The organism is Paraburkholderia sp. BR14374 (genome assembly GCF_040948685.1).
GTDB classification, from domain to species: Bacteria; Pseudomonadota; Gammaproteobacteria; order Burkholderiales; family Burkholderiaceae; genus Paraburkholderia; species Paraburkholderia youngii.
In genome coordinates this window covers 735,670-750,657 of record NZ_JBFPKF010000001.1, presented here as the reverse complement: position 1 = coordinate 750,657, position 14,988 = coordinate 735,670, and the positions used below count along the sequence as shown (strand labels likewise).

General features: G+C 64.1%; 14 protein-coding genes. 4 read left to right on the top strand and 10 right to left on the bottom strand.

Translation table 11 applies throughout. The features are described from left to right. Positions 1–17: 17 nt before the first annotated feature. A complete protein-coding gene (locus AB3X86_RS03390; protein ID WP_368594915.1) occupies positions 18–1,328 on the top strand; it encodes an ATP-binding protein in 1,311 nt (436 codons plus the stop codon). Further along, positions 1,325–1,867 carry a response regulator transcription factor gene (locus AB3X86_RS03385; RefSeq protein ID WP_013088076.1) on the top strand — a complete coding sequence of 181 codons (543 nt, stop codon included), beginning with the start codon at positions 1,325–1,327 and terminating at the stop codon, positions 1,865–1,867. Before AB3X86_RS03390 ends, AB3X86_RS03385 begins: the two co-directional genes overlap by 4 nt. A 92-nt stretch (positions 1,868–1,959) precedes the next feature. Here AB3X86_RS03385 and hslU read toward each other — a convergent pair whose 3' ends face one another. The 9 genes from hslU to AB3X86_RS03340 all read right to left on the bottom strand — a co-directional run bounded on the left by hslU (position 1,960) and on the right by AB3X86_RS03340 (position 11,696). Beyond that, the gene (gene hslU / locus AB3X86_RS03380; protein ID WP_176109812.1) at positions 1,960–3,306 is read right to left on the bottom strand and encodes an ATP-dependent protease ATPase subunit HslU; all 1,347 of its coding nucleotides are present in this window, start codon (positions 3,304–3,306) and stop codon (positions 1,960–1,962) included. Positions 3,307–3,316: 10 nt separating this feature from the next. Then, the gene (gene hslV, locus AB3X86_RS03375; protein ID WP_368594914.1) at positions 3,317–3,853 is read right to left on the bottom strand and encodes an ATP-dependent protease subunit HslV; all 537 of its coding nucleotides are present in this window, start codon (positions 3,851–3,853) and stop codon (positions 3,317–3,319) included. A 339-nt stretch (positions 3,854–4,192) separates the two neighbouring features. Then, on the bottom strand, positions 4,193–4,612 hold the full coding sequence (gene dksA / locus AB3X86_RS03370) for an RNA polymerase-binding protein DksA (RefSeq protein ID WP_008923580.1): 420 nt from the start codon (positions 4,610–4,612) through the stop codon (positions 4,193–4,195). A 683-nt stretch (positions 4,613–5,295) separates the two neighbouring features. Next, complete coding sequence (locus AB3X86_RS03365; RefSeq protein ID WP_368594913.1) at positions 5,296–6,396, bottom strand: GTP-binding protein; 1,101 nt, start codon at positions 6,394–6,396, stop codon at positions 5,296–5,298. Positions 6,397–6,629: 233 nt separating this feature from the next. After that, positions 6,630–7,832 carry a class I SAM-dependent rRNA methyltransferase gene (locus tag AB3X86_RS03360; RefSeq protein WP_368594912.1) on the bottom strand — a complete coding sequence of 401 codons (1,203 nt, stop codon included), beginning with the start codon at positions 7,830–7,832 and terminating at the stop codon, positions 6,630–6,632. A 63-nt stretch (positions 7,833–7,895) separates the two neighbouring features. Continuing rightward, positions 7,896–8,819 carry a tyrosine recombinase XerC gene (gene xerC / locus AB3X86_RS03355; RefSeq protein WP_176122342.1) on the bottom strand — a complete coding sequence of 308 codons (924 nt, stop codon included), beginning with the start codon at positions 8,817–8,819 and terminating at the stop codon, positions 7,896–7,898. A gap of 23 nt (positions 8,820–8,842) precedes the next feature. Beyond that, positions 8,843–9,589 (bottom strand): DUF484 family protein, encoded by a 747-nt coding sequence (locus tag AB3X86_RS03350; protein ID WP_368594911.1) that lies wholly within the window; start codon positions 9,587–9,589, stop codon positions 8,843–8,845. 57 nt (positions 9,590–9,646) lie between these two features. After that, on the bottom strand, positions 9,647–10,582 hold the full coding sequence (gene dapF, locus AB3X86_RS03345) for a diaminopimelate epimerase (RefSeq protein ID WP_368594910.1): 936 nt from the start codon (positions 10,580–10,582) through the stop codon (positions 9,647–9,649). A 229-nt stretch (positions 10,583–10,811) separates the two neighbouring features. Beyond that, a complete protein-coding gene (locus tag AB3X86_RS03340; RefSeq protein WP_176109805.1) occupies positions 10,812–11,696 on the bottom strand; it encodes a lipid A biosynthesis lauroyl acyltransferase in 885 nt (294 codons plus the stop codon). A gap of 285 nt (positions 11,697–11,981) precedes the next feature. Here AB3X86_RS03340 and metK point away from each other — a divergent pair, with 285 nt between their 5' ends. Further along, positions 11,982–13,169 carry a methionine adenosyltransferase gene (gene metK / locus AB3X86_RS03335; RefSeq protein ID WP_176122339.1) on the top strand — a complete coding sequence of 396 codons (1,188 nt, stop codon included), beginning with the start codon at positions 11,982–11,984 and terminating at the stop codon, positions 13,167–13,169. A gap of 166 nt (positions 13,170–13,335) precedes the next feature. Here metK and AB3X86_RS03330 read toward each other — a convergent pair whose 3' ends face one another. After that, positions 13,336–13,704 (bottom strand): hypothetical protein, encoded by a 369-nt coding sequence (locus AB3X86_RS03330; RefSeq protein ID WP_368594909.1) that lies wholly within the window; start codon positions 13,702–13,704, stop codon positions 13,336–13,338. Positions 13,705–14,220: 516 nt separating this feature from the next. Here AB3X86_RS03330 and AB3X86_RS03325 point away from each other — a divergent pair. Continuing rightward, on the top strand, positions 14,221–14,982 hold the full coding sequence (locus tag AB3X86_RS03325) for a phytanoyl-CoA dioxygenase family protein (RefSeq protein ID WP_368594908.1): 762 nt from the start codon (positions 14,221–14,223) through the stop codon (positions 14,980–14,982). Positions 14,983–14,988: the final 6 nt, after the last annotated feature.

Here is a 14,988-nt window from a genome sequence, read left to right as displayed (position 1 = left end):
ACGGGTAGACTAGGGTCATGCAACGTATAACCAACACCGGCCGGGTCAATCTCGGTCATCTGTTCTGGCTGCGCAGCCTCGCGATCATTGGTCAGCTGCTGACGATCGCGTTCGTGCAGATCTTCATCGGCGCCAATCTGCCGTTGCCCGCGATGCTGCTCGTGATCGGGCTCGAAGTGCTGTTCAATGCGCTCACATGGTTTCGCGTGTCGCAGCAGCGACCCGAGTCCAACATCGAGCTGTTCGGGCAGATCTGGGTCGATCTCGGCGCGTTGTCGGCGCTGCTGTTCCTGTCCGGCGGCACCACCAACCCGTTTGTATCGCTATACCTGCCATCGCTTGCAATCGCGGCGGCCGTGCTGCCGTGGTATCTGATGGCCTGGCTCGCGGCGTTCGCGGTCGCCTGCTACGCGATGCTCAGTTTCGATTCGGTGCCGCTCAATCTCGAGAATCCCGCCAACCTGTTCGACTACTACCGCTCGGGCATGTGGGTCAATTTCATGGTCAGCGTAGGGCTGATCGCGTGGTTCGTCGCGCGCATGTCGCGGGCACTGCGGCTTCGTGACGCAGCGCTTGGAGAAGCGCAGCAGCGCTTGCTCCAGGACGAACGGGCGGTCGCGCTCGGCGTGCAGGCGGCCACCGTGGCTCACGAAATCGGTACACCTCTGTCTACAATCGCGATGTTGTCAGAAGAATTGCGCGACGCGGCGCGCACCGACGCGGGACTCGCTCCCTACCGCGCCGATCTCGAACTGCTCGAGCAGCAGATGACGCTGTGCACGTCGGCGCTCGCGCGCTTGCGCAGCCGCGCGACGACCACGACGAACCGTCAGCCGGTCGACGAATGGCTCGAATCGTTTGCTGACCAATGGCGCCTGCGCCATCCGCACGTGAAGTTCGAGCGGCTCGGTACGCCGCCCGCCGATGTCAGTCTCAACGACACGGTGGCCGTCAGCCAGATACTGACGATCCTGCTCGACAACGCCGCGCGCGCGAGCCGCGATCACGTGACGCTGTCTTGCACGCTCGCGCCGCGCGGCGACCAGATCGTATTCGAAATATGTGACCACGGTCCTGGTATTCCAGTCGCGCTGCGCGGCTCGCTCGGCACGATGCCGGTGGAGAGCACGCAGGGCGGTCACGGCGTCGGCTTGTATCTGGCGTTTTCGGCGGCGGCGCGTCTGAAGGGATCGATCGAGCTGACCGACGCCAACGGCGGGCGGCCGCGCGGCACGCGTGCGGTGCTGCGACTGCCGCTCGGCGCGCGCAAGATTTCCGGAGCGAGCCCGCAAGGCGCCGCGCCATCCAACACGGAGAAACAGGCATGAGCGAAAAGAATTTTCTGGTGATCGACGACGACGAAGTGTTCTCCGGCATCCTGGCGCGCGGCTTGACGCGGCGCGGCTACACGGTGAGCGAAGCGCACAACGCGGACGAGGCGATCCGGCTCGCGAATCAGCAGAAGTTCAGCGAGATCACCGTGGACCTGCATCTGGGCAACGACTCCGGCCTGACGCTCGTCGCGCCGTTACGCGATCTGCAGCCCGATGCACGCATGCTGGTGCTGACCGGCTACGCGAGCATCGCCACCGCGGTGCAGGCGGTCAAGGACGGTGCAGACAACTATCTCGCGAAGCCCGCCAACGTCGAGACGATCCTGTCGGCGCTGCAAAGCGAGGCGAGCGCGTTGCAGGCCGAGGAGGCGATCGAGCATCCGCAGCCGCTGTCGGTGGCGCGGCTCGAATGGGAACATATTCAGCGGGTGCTTGCCGAACACAACGGCAATATCTCGGCGACCGCGCGCGCGTTGAACATGCATCGGCGCACGTTGCAGCGCAAGCTGGCGAAGCGGCCGGTGAGGCAGTAGGCCGCGATCGGGCGGCACAAAGCAAAACGGGCTGCCTATGCAAAGGCAGCCCGCTTTTCATGCATCAGCGCCTGGCGCTGTCACCGCGCATATCACAGCACGTAGCGCGACAGATCCTCATCTTCCGCGACTTCGTTCAATGCGCGATCGACATACGCCGCATCGATCTGCACGGTACGGCCCGAATGATTGCCGGCCGAGAACGACACTTCCTCGAGCAGTTTTTCGATGACCGTATAAAGACGCCGCGCGCCGATGTTCTCGGTCTTCTCGTTGACCGAGTACGCGATCTCGGCAAGACGGCGGATGCCGTCGTCGGCGAATTCGAGGTGCACGTCTTCGGTCGCGAGCAGCGCTTGGTATTGCTTGACGAGGCTCGCATCCGTCGACACGAGGATCGATTCGAAGTCGTTGACCGACAGCGAGTCGAGTTCGACGCGAATCGGAAAGCGCCCCTGCAGTTCCGGGATCAGGTCGCTCGGCTTCGCAAGATGAAACGCGCCGCTCGCGATGAACAGGATGTGATCGGTCTTCACCATGCCGTACTTGGTGTTGATCGTCGTGCCTTCGACGAGCGGCAGCAGATCGCGCTGCACGCCCTGACGGGACACTTCACCGCCGCCGGCTTCGTTGCGCGATGCGATCTTGTCGATTTCGTCTAGAAACACGATGCCGTTCTGTTCGACGTTCTGCACCGCCTTGGCTTTCACCTCTTCGTCGTTCAGCATCTTGCCGGCTTCTTCGTCGGTGAGCACCTTCAGCGCTTCCTTCACCTTCATCTTGCGGCGCGTCTTCTTGCCGCCGCCGATGTTGGCGAACATCGAGCGGATCTGCTCGGTCATGTCTTCCATGCCCGGCGGCCCCATGATGTCCATGCCGACCTGCGGCTGCTCGACGTCGAGCTCGATTTCCTTGTCGTCGAGCTGGCCTTCGCGCAGGCGCTTGCGGAACGTCTGACGCGTCGTGCTGCCTTCATCGGCGGTATCGGTCGAACTCGTGCTCGAACCGAAACCGACCGGCCGTGCGGTCGGCAGCAGGATGTCGAGAATGCGGTCTTCGGCCAGATCGCCGGCCTTGGTCCGCACTTTGCGCATTTCGGTTTCGCGAGTCTGCTTGACCGAAATTTCGATCAGGTCGCGCACGATGCTGTCCACGTCGCGGCCTACGTAACCGACTTCGGTGAACTTGGTCGCTTCGATCTTGATGAACGGCGCATCCGCGAGCTTCGCGAGACGCCGCGCGATTTCGGTCTTGCCGACGCCGGTCGGTCCGATCATCAGGATGTTCTTCGGGGTGATTTCCTGGCGCAGCGGTTCGTCGACCTGCTGACGGCGCCAGCGGTTGCGCAGCGCGACGGCCACGGCTTTCTTCGCGCGGCCTTGGCCGATGATGTGTTTGTCGAGCTCGGAGACGATCTCGGCGGGGGTCATGGTGCTCATCGATGGGTCCTTACTCGATCGTCTCAATGACGCGGTTATGGTTCGTGTAGATGCACATGTCGCCGGCGATTTCCAGCGATTTCTCCACGATGTCGCGCGGCGATAGCTCGGTGTTGTCGGCAAGCGCCCTCGCGGCCGCCTGCGCGTACGCACCGCCCGAGCCGATCGCGCAGATGCCGCCTTCGGGGTCGAGCACGTCGCCGTTGCCGGTGATGACGAGCGTGGTGGTCGCGTCCGCGGTGATCAGCATCGCTTCGAGACGACGCAGCATGCGATCGGTGCGCCAGTCTTTCGCGAGCTCCACGGCCGCGCGCGTCAGATTGCCCTGATGTTTTTCGAGCTTCGCCTCGAAGCGGTCGAGCAGCGAGAAGGCATCCGCCGTGCCGCCGGCGAAGCCGACCAGCACCTTGCCGTTATAGATGCGCCGGACCTTCTTCGCGCCGCCTTTCATGACGATGTTGCCGAGCGTCACCTGGCCGTCGCCGCCGAGCGCCACCTTGTTGCCGCGGCGCACGGAAACGATCGTCGTGCCGTGAAATTGCTCCATATGCGTTCCTCTTTGCAAAACGGGTAGGACGCGGCAGCGCTGCGCGCTACCGCATGAATCCAGTCAGCGGACGGCGCGCCGGCTGGCGCGCTCGTGAGCGCATGTCCGATCTATTTTAGGGCGGGCGCGGTCATATCAAGATCCGCCGGAAGGCCTAGGGAGAAAAACTGAAAATCCGCTCAGGAAGCCTGAGAAAAGAGGCGGGAACGCGAGGCGGGACGGGAGGGATGGCGGAGCTTGCGCGGATGTCGCGCAAAAAGAAAAGGCGCACGGTTCACCGTGCGCCTCTAGACGAAGCAGCGTTTTCAGGGCGCCAGGCCGAAGCCGCGCCTCAGCTAATCAGTCGCCGAACAGTTTCTGGCGCAGTTCGCGGCGCTCTTGTGCTTCGAGCGACAGCGTGGCTGTAGGCCGTGCGAGCAGACGCGGAATGCCGATCGGCTCGCCGGTTTCTTCGCACCAGCCGTAGTCGCCCGCCTCGATGCGCGCGATCGATTGCTGCACCTTCTTCAGCAGCTTGCGTTCGCGGTCGCGCGTGCGCAGTTCGAGCGCATGCTCTTCCTCGATCGTGGCGCGATCGGCCGGGTCCGGCACGATGACCGTTTCACGCAGGTTCTCGGTCGTCTGGCCAGCATTGCGGAGAATGTCCGCCTGCAACTGTTCGAGCCTGTTCTTGAAGAAGGCGAGCTGATCCTCATTCATGTAATCCTTGTCGCTCATCTTCAGGATTTCGGCTTCGGTCAAGAGTCGTTTCGTCGTCATCTGGCTTACTTCTTCAATGTGAGGCAAAACTCATAGTGCCCGCACTTTCGTATTGCCCGCAAACGCGTCGCGTGAACGCGCGGCGCAGGGGTGGTCACGAACGTTGGGCTGTCGTGACGCCGAAGCGCCTGGCGCCCACACACACCGGGCGTTGCTAGCTACGCCGCTGCGGGGCCGAACTCCTCTGGAAACCGATTCACACATGCTCCTGAGGCATCGCTCGCCGACAAGCGCTTGCCCTTTCAGGCCGTGCCCGCCGGCGTTTTCGGCGTGTCTCCGGACAAGATTTTCCGGCGCCGTTCAGGCCCGTCGCGGGATACGCGCGACCGGGCAATTCGTTGTCATTCTCCAGTGGGCACGTATTGTAACTGAATCACAATGCGGCACCGCAACTGCCGAAATTCCGCCTGCGGTGCAGCGATATCCCGAAAATATAACGCGCACAAAGCCAAAAAGCGATGGTCGTGCACGCTTTAATGCAGCAGGGTTTTCACGCGGTTTTCATATAGCCGGCAATCGCACGGTCTCGGTGCCGCGGCATCGCAGTTTCTGCAGAGGATTCACGCCCGCGCAGGCGGCGTCGGGCGTCTCGGCGCAATAGAAGTAGCACGACGCATGCCGCGCTATGCGCGGCGTGTCGTGAGCCTACTACGGGTTTGCTGGTGTGACGGCGCTGCGCCCGCTCAGGCGAGGCAGGCGTCGAGACCGTCGGTGATCAGGTCGCGCGGCAGTTCGATGCCGATGAACACCATCTTGTTGGTCTTCTTCTCGGCCGGTTGCCATTTCGCGGCGAGGTCGCTGCCCATCATTTGATGCACGCCCTGGAACACGACCTTGCGATCGACGCCCTTCATGTACAGCACGCCCTTGTAGCGCAGCAGGTGCTCGCCGTAGATCTGCAGGATGCCGCCGAGGAAGTCCTCGAGCTTGTTCGGATCGAACGGACGATCGTTGCGGTACACGAACGACTTGATCTTGTCGTCATGATGCGCGTGGTGGTGATGCCCATGATCGTGGCCTTCGTGATCGCAATGGCCATGGTCGTGATCGCAGTTCGCGTGATCGTGGTCATGGTCGCCGTGCGTGTGGCCGTGTTCGTCGTGCGCATGCGCGTGGCTGTGCGCGTGTTCGTCTTCGGCGAGGAAGTCCGGGTCGATTTCGAGCTTCGAGTTCAGGTTGAAGCCGCGCAGATCGAAAATTTCCTTGATGTCCGCTTCGCCGAAATTGACGACCCTGATCGCCGCCTTCGGGTTCATGTGCAGCAGACGGTGACGCAGATCGCCCACCTGCCGCTCATCGACGAGATCGGCCTTGGTGATGAACAGGCGGTCGGCAAAACCGACCTGGCGCTGCACCACTTCGTGCTCGTCGAGCTGACGATCCGCGTGCTTCGCATCGACCAGCGTGATGATCGCGTCGAGCAGGAATTCGCTCGCGATCTGATCGTCCATGAAGAAGGTTTGCGCGACCGGGCCCGGATTTGCGAGGCCGGTGGTTTCGATCACGACACGGTCGAAGTCCACTTCGCCCGCCTGCTTCTTCGCGGCCAGATCGTTGAGCACGCGCGACAGGTCGCCGCGAATCGTGCAGCAGATGCAGCCGTTGCTCATCTGGATGATCTGCTCGGTCGTGTCCTGCACGAGAATCTCGTTGTCGATGTTCTCTTCGCCGAACTCGTTCTCGATGACGGCGATCTTCATGCCGTGCTTTTCGTTCAGGATGCGCTTGAGCAGGGTGGTTTTACCGCTGCCGAGAAAGCCGGTCAGGATGGTGACTGGAATCATGTGGGTCGCCTGTAAGTCGTGAAACGGTGCGTGATCGAACGCTAGCGCAAGGCTAGCCAGAAGCGTGAGGCCGGCCGCCGCAGCAAATGGCGCGGCCCTGTCCAGCCGGTTATTGAAACATATTTGCCTGGCGGACGCAGGGGCGGCCGCCTTGCGGCCGGCTGATGGCCGGCTGCGCGGAGGCTGGCCGCTGCCGCCGCCGGCACGCGCAATTGCCCACGAAATATGGGCGATCAGGCGATTTGCAACAGCAGGCCCTTCAGATACTCCCCTTCGGGGAATGCCGTGAGCAGCGGATGATCGACGCCCGCGCCGAGCCGCTTAAGGATGCGTGCGTCGACGCGGGCGTCGGCGGCGGCGCCGGACACGATCTTCTGGAACAGTTCGGGATCGATCGCGCCCGAGCACGAGTAGGTGAACAGCAAACCGCCCGGACGCAGCAGCTTCAGGCCCGTCAGGTTGATGTCCTTGTACGCGCGCGACGCTCGGTCCACGTGCTCGCGCGACGGCGCGAATTTCGGCGGATCGAGCACGATCAGGTCGAAGCGCTCGCCTTCGTCGTAGAGGCGCCGCAGTGTCTTGAACGCGTCGGCGTCGAGCCAGCTCGCGCGATCGGCGTCGAAGCCGTTGGCCGCGACGTTCTGCTGCGCGAGCGCGAGCGCTTCACCCGACGAATCGACCGACACCACGCGCTTCGCGCCACCCTTGAGCGCCGCGAGTGAAAAGCCGCCGGTGTAGCAGAAGCAGTTCAGCACGTCGCGATCTTTCGCGAATTGCTGCACGAGCAGGCGGTTATCGCGCTGATCGACATAGAAGCCGGTCTTGTGGCCGTTGCGCACGTCGACGTGATAGCGCACGCCGTTTTCGCTCGAGATCAGCTGCTCCGAAGGCGGCTCGCCCGCGAGCACACCGGTGACCTGCTCGAGCCCTTCCTTCTGACGGATCGACACGTCCGAGCGCTCGTAGACGTTCGGGCAGCCGGTCGCGCCGATCAGCGCCGCGACGATCGCGTCCTTCCACGCCTCGACGCCGGCCGCCATGAACTGACAGACGATCTGGCTGCGCTGACCCGCGTCCTCGGCGACGTAGTAATCGACGATCAGGCCCGGCAGACCGTCCGCCTCGCCGAAGATCAGTCGCACCGCGCCGGTGTCGCGGACCATCGCCTGACGATGCGCGAACGCGCGCTGCACGCGGCGCTTGAAGAACGCGTGATCGATCGGCTCCGCTTCGTCGAAGCTCCACACGCGTGCGCGGATTTGCGAGTGCGGGCTGTAGGCGGCGCGCGCGAGGAAGCGGCCATCGTGCGCGCGCACGAGCACGGTCGCGCCGGACGCGGGGCGGCCGTCGACATGTTCGATCGCATTGGCATAGACCCACGGATGGCGGCGCAGCAGCGATTTTTCTTTCGACGGTTTGAGCGTAACGGTATTCATCAGATGTCGTTGAGGTACTAGCGACGGGGCGGCGCGTCGTCGCGCGCGGCGGCAGTCGCGTGATCAGTTGCGTTTCTTTGCGCGAGGATGCGCGCTGTCGTAGACGTGGGCGAGGTGCTGGAAATCGAGGCCCGTATAGACCTGCGTCGCGGTGATGCTCGCGTGTCCGAGCAACTCCTGCACGGCGCGCAGATCGCCGCTCGACTGCAGCACGTGCGTCGCGAACGAATGGCGCAGCACGTGCGGATGCACGTTGGCAGGAATGCCGGCCGCGAGCGCCGCGCGCTTCACGCGCTCGCGCACGACGTTCGGCGACAGCCGGTTGCCGCGCGCCGACAGGAAGAGCGGATGCGGATCGTGGCGGACCATGCGTTCGCGCACCGCGAGCCATGCGTTCAGCGCCGCGACCGCCTTGCTGCCCACCGGCACGACGCGGCGCCGGTTGCCTTTGCCGAGCACTTCGACTTCGCCGGAATCGAGCTTCAGCCAGCCGGCCGAGCGATAACCGTCGATGTCGGCGAAACGCACGTCGAGGCCGACCAGTTCGGCGAGTCGCAAGCCCGACGAGTAGAACAGCTCGAGCATCGCGTGGTCGCGCAGGCCTTCGGGGGAGTCGGCGGGCGCGCTGTCCATCAGGCGCGCGGTGTCATCGACGGACAGCGCCTTCGGCAGCGTTTTCGCCTGCTTCGGCGCGCGCACCGCGGCGACCGGATTGGCCGGCAGCTCGATTTGGCCCGCAAGCCAGCGATAAAACGCGCGCCACGCCGACAGCCGATGGCCGATCGACCGCGCGGTGAGGCCGCCCGCATGCGCGCGCGCGACGGCGCCGCGGATGTCGACGGCGGTGAGACTTTCGAGCGCTCGGCCTTTGGCGAGCAGCTTCAGTTCCGCGAGCTCATGCGTATAGCCGCGCAGCGTATGCTCCGACAGCCGCCGCTCGTGCTCGAGATGCGACAGATAGGCGGCGATCGGGTCGGCGGCGGTCACGGTGGGCGGTGACGTTGCGTGGCTCAGCGCGGCAGCAGCCGGCTCAGCGCGGCGCTCGCGAGCGCGCCGATCTGCGTGAGGAAATCGGTGGCCATGCCTTCGTGGAAGCGTCGCGGGTCGGACGAGCCCATCACGAGCAGGCCGAACGTCGGCGCGTCTTCGGCACCTTCGGGGTCGCGCAGCGCAAGCAGCGCGATCGATTCGGTGGTCTGCGCCGTTTCGCTCGATGGGGCGCTGGGGTCGTCGGTCGCGCTCGCCGGCGGGTTGGCCGCGCCGTTGGACGCGCTCGCCGCCTGCGGGAGCCATTGCGCGGCCTCGAAGCCGGTGTTCGCGCCGCAGTACGGCGTGCTCAGGCTGCCCGCGAAAATCCGCACTTCCTCGCTGACGTGGCGCGCGAAGTCGGCTTGCGCATACGGCTCGGCGACGTCCCACACACGCAGTGCCGCTTGCGGCACGTCGAAGATATCGCGCAGACCGCCGGCGATCGTGCGCGGCAGCGCGTACGGATCTCGCTCGGCCATCACGCGGATGGTCCAGCGGTTGAACTTCGCCGCGATGCTGTCGTTCTCGTGACCGTAGCGCAGCAGTTCGGCCAGACGCCGTTCGAGATGCTTGTTCTTGTCGCGCAGCATCTCCATTTGCCGCTCCTGCAGCGACACCGCGGCTTTGCCGTGCGGGTTCGCGAGCCGGATGGTCGCGAGCGTTTCCGCGTGTTCGACGAAGAATTCGGGATTGGCGAGCAGGTATTCGGCGACTTCGCGATCGTTCATGGTTTCGGCGTGAGGACTACGGGATGGCCGCCTCGCGGCGGCGCGTAGGTCAATGAGTTAGACGGAGGGCGCCACGGCGGCCGGGTTGGACGGATTGTGCTGCGACGAGTCGGGCGATGCGCTCGACGCCTCTTCTGCCAACTCGATCTCCCCTTCGAAGACGGTGGCCGCGGGGCCGGCCATCAGCAGCGGCGCGCCTGGTTGCGCGATGTCCCACGTGATCGTCAGATCGCCGCCGTGCGTGTGCACGAGCACCGGCGAATCCAGCAGCCCGCGCCGGATACCGGCCGCGGCCGCCGCGCACGCGCCGGTGCCGCACGCGAGCGTTTCGCCCGCGCCGCGTTCGTAGACGCGCAGCCTGATCTCGTTGCGGTTGACGATCTGCATGAACCCCGCATTGACCCGCTGCGGGAAGCGCGTGTGCCGCTCGATGGCCGGACCTTCGACCAGCACCGGGAACGCCTCGGCGTCGTCGACGACCTGCACCGCATGCGGGTTGCCCATCGACACCACCGACATCCAGCGCGTCGTGCCGTTCACGTCGAGCGGCCAGAGCGTGTCCGCGCCTTCGCGGCGGCCTTGCAGACCTTTGGTCGCGAACGGCAGGAGTTCGGGATCGAACACGGGGGTGCCCATGTCGACGATCACCTCGCCGTTGTCCTGCATCGTCAGCGTGATCGTGCCTTTTTGGACTTGCACGCGCACGCTGCGCTGGTCGGTGAGACCGCGCTCGCGCACGAACTTGACGAAGCAGCGCGCGCCGTTGCCGCAATGTTCGACCTCGCCGCCGTCGCAATTGAAGATGCGATATCTGAAATCGACGCCTTCGACGGTCGGCTTTTCGACCAGCAGCAACTGGTCGGCACCGACGCCGAAATGGCGATTCGCGAGCGCGCGCACCTGCGCCGTGGTCAGTTCAAGCGGTTGGGTATAGCCGTCGAGCACGACGAAGTCGTTACCCGCGCCGTGCATTTTGGTGAATTTGAGCTTCACGTTTTTCGTGTATCCGTTGCTGCGTAGGGCTTCGCGCGTGCGGGCGGAGCCGAAAATCCGGGCCTTGCCGGCTGTTGGGTGAATCACCCTTTCGAGCCGTGCTGGGCCAATAGCAGATGATACACGTTGGCCCATCGGAAACGGTATGGCGGGCAAGGGGCCTGGATGCCGCCTCACGTGCACTCATCGACGTGCTCCGACTGCTGGGAGCCGGGTCCCAGCGCCATCTTCAATACACCCCCGGCACTCCCGGTGGCCGCGTCTTGAACCGCTTGTGCACCCAGTAATACTGCTCGGGCATCAGCGGGATCTGCTCTTCGAGAAATTCGTTCATGCGTCGCGCATCGGCGTCATCATCGCCGGTCGGATAGTTGTCCCAAGGCTTGAAGACCTTGAGCCGGTAGCCCTTGTAGTTCGGCAGCACTTCGCCGATGAACGGTACCACCTGCGCGTGCCCGACCTTAGCGAGACGGCCGACCGCGGTCAGCGTGCAGGTCGGCACACCGAAGAACGGCACGAACGTCGAATTGCGCGCGCCGTAGTCCATGTCCGCGCCGAGCATCACCGGTTTGCGTTCGCGCAGCCAGCGCAGTACGACGCGCGCGCTGTCCGCGCGGCTTGCCATGTCCGCGCCGAAACGCGCACGCGCCGCTTTCGCGACTGCCTCGAGCTCCTGATTCGACATCGGCTGATACAGCGAGCCGCACTGGCGCTTCAATGAGTAGTTCAGAAAAATCGAACCGGCCTCGATACCGACAAAGTGAAAGCCGAGAAAGAGCGTCGGCGGCAGGTTCGGGTCGGTCAGATCGATTGCGCTGTCGAGCTGGATCAGCTTTTCGAGCTTCTTCGCCGAGCCGAACCACTGCACGCTGCGCTCGAGATAGCTGCGGATCGCGTGACGGAAGTGCTTCTGCGCGACGTCCTCGCGGCGCTCGTCGCTCCAGTCGGGGAAGCACAGCTTCAGATTCGTATGAACGATGCGCTTGCGACGGCTCGGGATTTGATAGAGCAGCCAGCCGAGCCCGTCGCCGAGACGGGCGACGAATCCATACGGCAACAACGCAAAGAGTTTGAGCAGCCCGACCGCGAGCTTCGCGCCGTAGCTGCTCAGCATGCAGCCTCCGGGCGCACGGCGCTGCTAGGGGCGGGATTGCGGGGAGCGGAAAAATTGGCGTGATACCGCACTCGTGGACACTCTGTGACATTCAAAGGAAGTCGCTATAATAAGGGCTTCGCCGAGTTAATAGACAACTTGCGGGGCGAAGCCGGCGGGTGCGGTCCATGGGTTTCCATGAGTCAAGCGTCCATCGGTAAGGTAATCCGCTAAAGCGTCGCCGCTTCAGACTCCCGAAGTCGGCTACGTGGAACGCAACCGTAACCACTAACAGGAGTCTGCAACGTGGCAAACGACTATCTCTTCACTTCCGAATCCGTTTCCGAAGGCCATCCCGACAAAGTCGCGGACCAGATCTCGGACGCGATCCTCGACGCCATCCTCGCTCAAGACAAGTACTCGCGTGTCGCGGCCGAAACGCTGTGCAATACGGGTCTCGTCGTGCTGGCCGGTGAAATCACCACCACCGCGAACGTCGACTACATTCAGATCGCGCGCAACACGATCAAGCGCATCGGCTACGACAACACAGACTACGGCATCGACTACCGCGGCTGCGCGGTGCTCGTCGCCTACGACAAGCAGTCGCCGGACATCGCCCAGGGCGTGGACCGCGCGCACGACAACAACCTCGATCAAGGCGCGGGCGACCAGGGCCTGATGTTCGGTTACGCGTGCGAGGAAACGCCGGAACTGATGCCGCTGCCGATCCACCTGTCGCACCGTCTCGTCGAGCGTCAGGCGAATCTGCGCCGCGACGGCCGTTTGCCGTGGCTGCGTCCGGACGCGAAGTCGCAGGTCACCGTGCGCTACGTCGACGGCAAGCCGCATTCGATCGACACCGTCGTGCTGTCCACCCAGCACGCGCCGGACATTGAGCTCGACACGCTGCGCGAAGCGGTGATCGAAGAAGTGATCAAGCCGACGCTGCCGGCCGAGCTGATGAAGGGTGATATCAAGTACCTCGTGAACCCGACCGGTCGCTTCGTGATCGGCGGTCCGCAGGGCGATTGCGGTCTGACGGGCCGCAAGATCATCGTCGATACGTACGGTGGCGCGGCACCGCACGGCGGCGGGGCATTCTCGGGCAAGGACCCGTCGAAGGTCGACCGCTCGGCAGCTTACGCCGGCCGTTACGTCGCGAAGAACATCGTGGCCGCGGGCCTCGCGTCGCGCTGCCTGATCCAGGTGTCGTACGCGATCGGCGTCGCTCAGCCGACCTCGGTGATGGTCAACACGTTCGGCACCGGCCGCGTGTCGGATGCGACGATCACGGAACTCGTGCGTCAGCATTTTGACCTGCGTCCGAAGGGCATCATCCAGATGCTCGACCTGCTGCGCCCGGTCTATGAGAAGAGCGCGGCGTATGGCCACTTCGGCCGCGAAGAGCCGGAATTCACGTGGGAAGCCACCGACAAGGCGCTCGCACTCGCCGAAGCGGCAGGCACCGAGCCGGTCGCGGCAATCGCGTAACTAGCGCGTAAGAAGCGCGAGTCGATCGTTACCTGAAAGCAAAAAACCCCGCCGGCGTGAGCCGGGCGGGGTTTTCTTCGTCCGTCGATCGCGTAACGATGCTGTCGCGCTCGAAGTCTTGCACTAGCCACTCAACCCGCAACAGCAACTCACCGGCCCAGCAATCTCAGCGGCTCGCAAACGCAAACGCAAACGCAAACCACCCGCTGCTGCTCGTCGACAGCCGACGCGGTCGGCGGCTCGCAGGCGTGCGCACCGCCGGCGCGCGTTTCGCGGCCGCGAGGTGCAACGGTGTCGGCTTGCGCAGCAATGTACGCAGCGACAGACGGCGCGTGCCGCTCTGCTGGCGCAGCGCCGAGAAGAACGTATGGAACCAGGTGCGAAAGCCGTCGACGGCCTTTGCGTCGCGCCACTGCTCGCCGAGCGCGCGGGTGCGCGCGGCATGGTGACGCAGCGCCCGCATCATATGACGGCGCGCGGGACGCGCCGCTTTCAGCGCGGCGCGGGTAAGACGGGTGCTCAAAAGAGTATGCATGGCTTCATCATTTAGGCAATGAACCGCACGTCGGCGCGTGCATCGGATGTGCACGGACAAACAGCACCATATGTGCCAATGACGGGGTTGCGATGAACGGCCTGAAAGCCGGAAATTCGGTGCGCGTCGTGTCGCGAGAGATCGCGACGCGAAACACGGCGCGCAGCGCAGCGAAGGTACAACGCGGAGAAACCGACGGCACGAGCCTTGACGGCCTGCGCACAAAAGAAAACTGCGTGAGCGGCGATCGACATGCGAGCAGGCTACACGGGAATCGTGACGTCAGAAAGTCGGGTTAGTACCCTGCGAGATCGAATTCCCTCAGGATCGAATCGTCGCCGACACCAACCAGGTTTCACTTTTGACGGGCGATTTGCGTGCATATTTGACCAGCTAATGTGCGATGCGGGTGCACCGCACGCCTGAAACCGGTGCATTGGGGCGCCGAGAAACAACGCACCCCGATCGCGCCCGTTTTACAATCGAACATCAGTTAGTCGACGTTAACGGAACGCCATGTCACTCCATTCGAAGAAAGAGCAGATTCAAACGTTGCGGGAGCAGGGTTTTGTCGTCGTGCCAGGACTCGTGTCGCCCGAGCGTTGCGACGAGCTGAAGCGGATCGCACAGCGGCAGCTGCAGGAAGCGGCGGCGCCGATCGAATTCGAAGCGGATCTGAAGTATCCGGGCGCGCCGTCATCGAAAGATGCGCCGGGCGGACATACGGTGCGGCGCCTGCTCGACGCGTACGGTCGTCACCCCGCGTTCGCGCAATGGGCGACCGCGCCCGAAATCCGTGGCTGGATGGAACTGTATTTTGGCGAGGAGCCGCGACTGTCGCGCGCGCATCACAACTGCATGATGACCAAGCACCCCGCATACGGCAGCCTGACCGGCTGGCATCGCGACGTGCGTTACTGGTCGTTCGAGCGCGACGACCTGGTGTCGGTGTGGCTCGCGGTCGGCCCGGAAACCATCGATAACGGCGCGCTGTGGTTCGTGCCGCAATCGCATGGCGCCGCCTTCACGTCCGACCGTTTCGACGAAGCGAAATTTTTCCGCACGGATCTCGCCGAGAACGAGGCCGCGATCCGCACCGCGGTGTCGCCGGAGCTGCAGACCGGCGACGTGGTGTTCTTCCACTGCAACACGCTCCACTCGGCCGGCAAGAATCTCAGCGATCAGGTGAAGTTCTCGCTGGTGTTCACCTATCACGGCGCAAGCAACGTGCCGCTGCCCGGCACGCGCTCGGCCGCGAAGCCCGAGATCGCGTTCTAGCTATTT

What these genes read in the sequence shown, in the direction of transcription:
- AB3X86_RS03330 (WP_368594909.1), bottom strand. Translation starts at nt 13,704, where the DNA reads ATGCATACTCTTTTGAGCACCCGTCTTACCCGCGCCGCGCTGAAAGCG.
- hslU (WP_176109812.1), bottom strand. Translation starts at nt 3,306, where the DNA reads ATGAGCACCATGACCCCCGCCGAGATCGTCTCCGAGCTCGACAAACAC.
- AB3X86_RS03385 (WP_013088076.1), top strand. Translation starts at nt 1,325, where the DNA reads ATGAGCGAAAAGAATTTTCTGGTGATCGACGACGACGAAGTGTTCTCC.
- AB3X86_RS03350 (WP_368594911.1), bottom strand. Translation starts at nt 9,589, where the DNA reads ATGAACGATCGCGAAGTCGCCGAATACCTGCTCGCCAATCCCGAATTC.
- dksA (WP_008923580.1), bottom strand. Translation starts at nt 4,612, where the DNA reads ATGACGACGAAACGACTCTTGACCGAAGCCGAAATCCTGAAGATGAGC.
- AB3X86_RS03325 (WP_368594908.1), top strand. Translation starts at nt 14,221, where the DNA reads ATGTCACTCCATTCGAAGAAAGAGCAGATTCAAACGTTGCGGGAGCAG.
- AB3X86_RS03365 (WP_368594913.1), bottom strand. Translation starts at nt 6,396, where the DNA reads ATGATTCCAGTCACCATCCTGACCGGCTTTCTCGGCAGCGGTAAAACC.
- AB3X86_RS03390 (WP_368594915.1), top strand. Translation starts at nt 18, where the DNA reads ATGCAACGTATAACCAACACCGGCCGGGTCAATCTCGGTCATCTGTTC.
- hslV (WP_368594914.1), bottom strand. Translation starts at nt 3,853, where the DNA reads ATGGAGCAATTTCACGGCACGACGATCGTTTCCGTGCGCCGCGGCAAC.
- AB3X86_RS03360 (WP_368594912.1), bottom strand. Translation starts at nt 7,832, where the DNA reads ATGAATACCGTTACGCTCAAACCGTCGAAAGAAAAATCGCTGCTGCGC.
- AB3X86_RS03340 (WP_176109805.1), bottom strand. Translation starts at nt 11,696, where the DNA reads ATGCTGAGCAGCTACGGCGCGAAGCTCGCGGTCGGGCTGCTCAAACTC.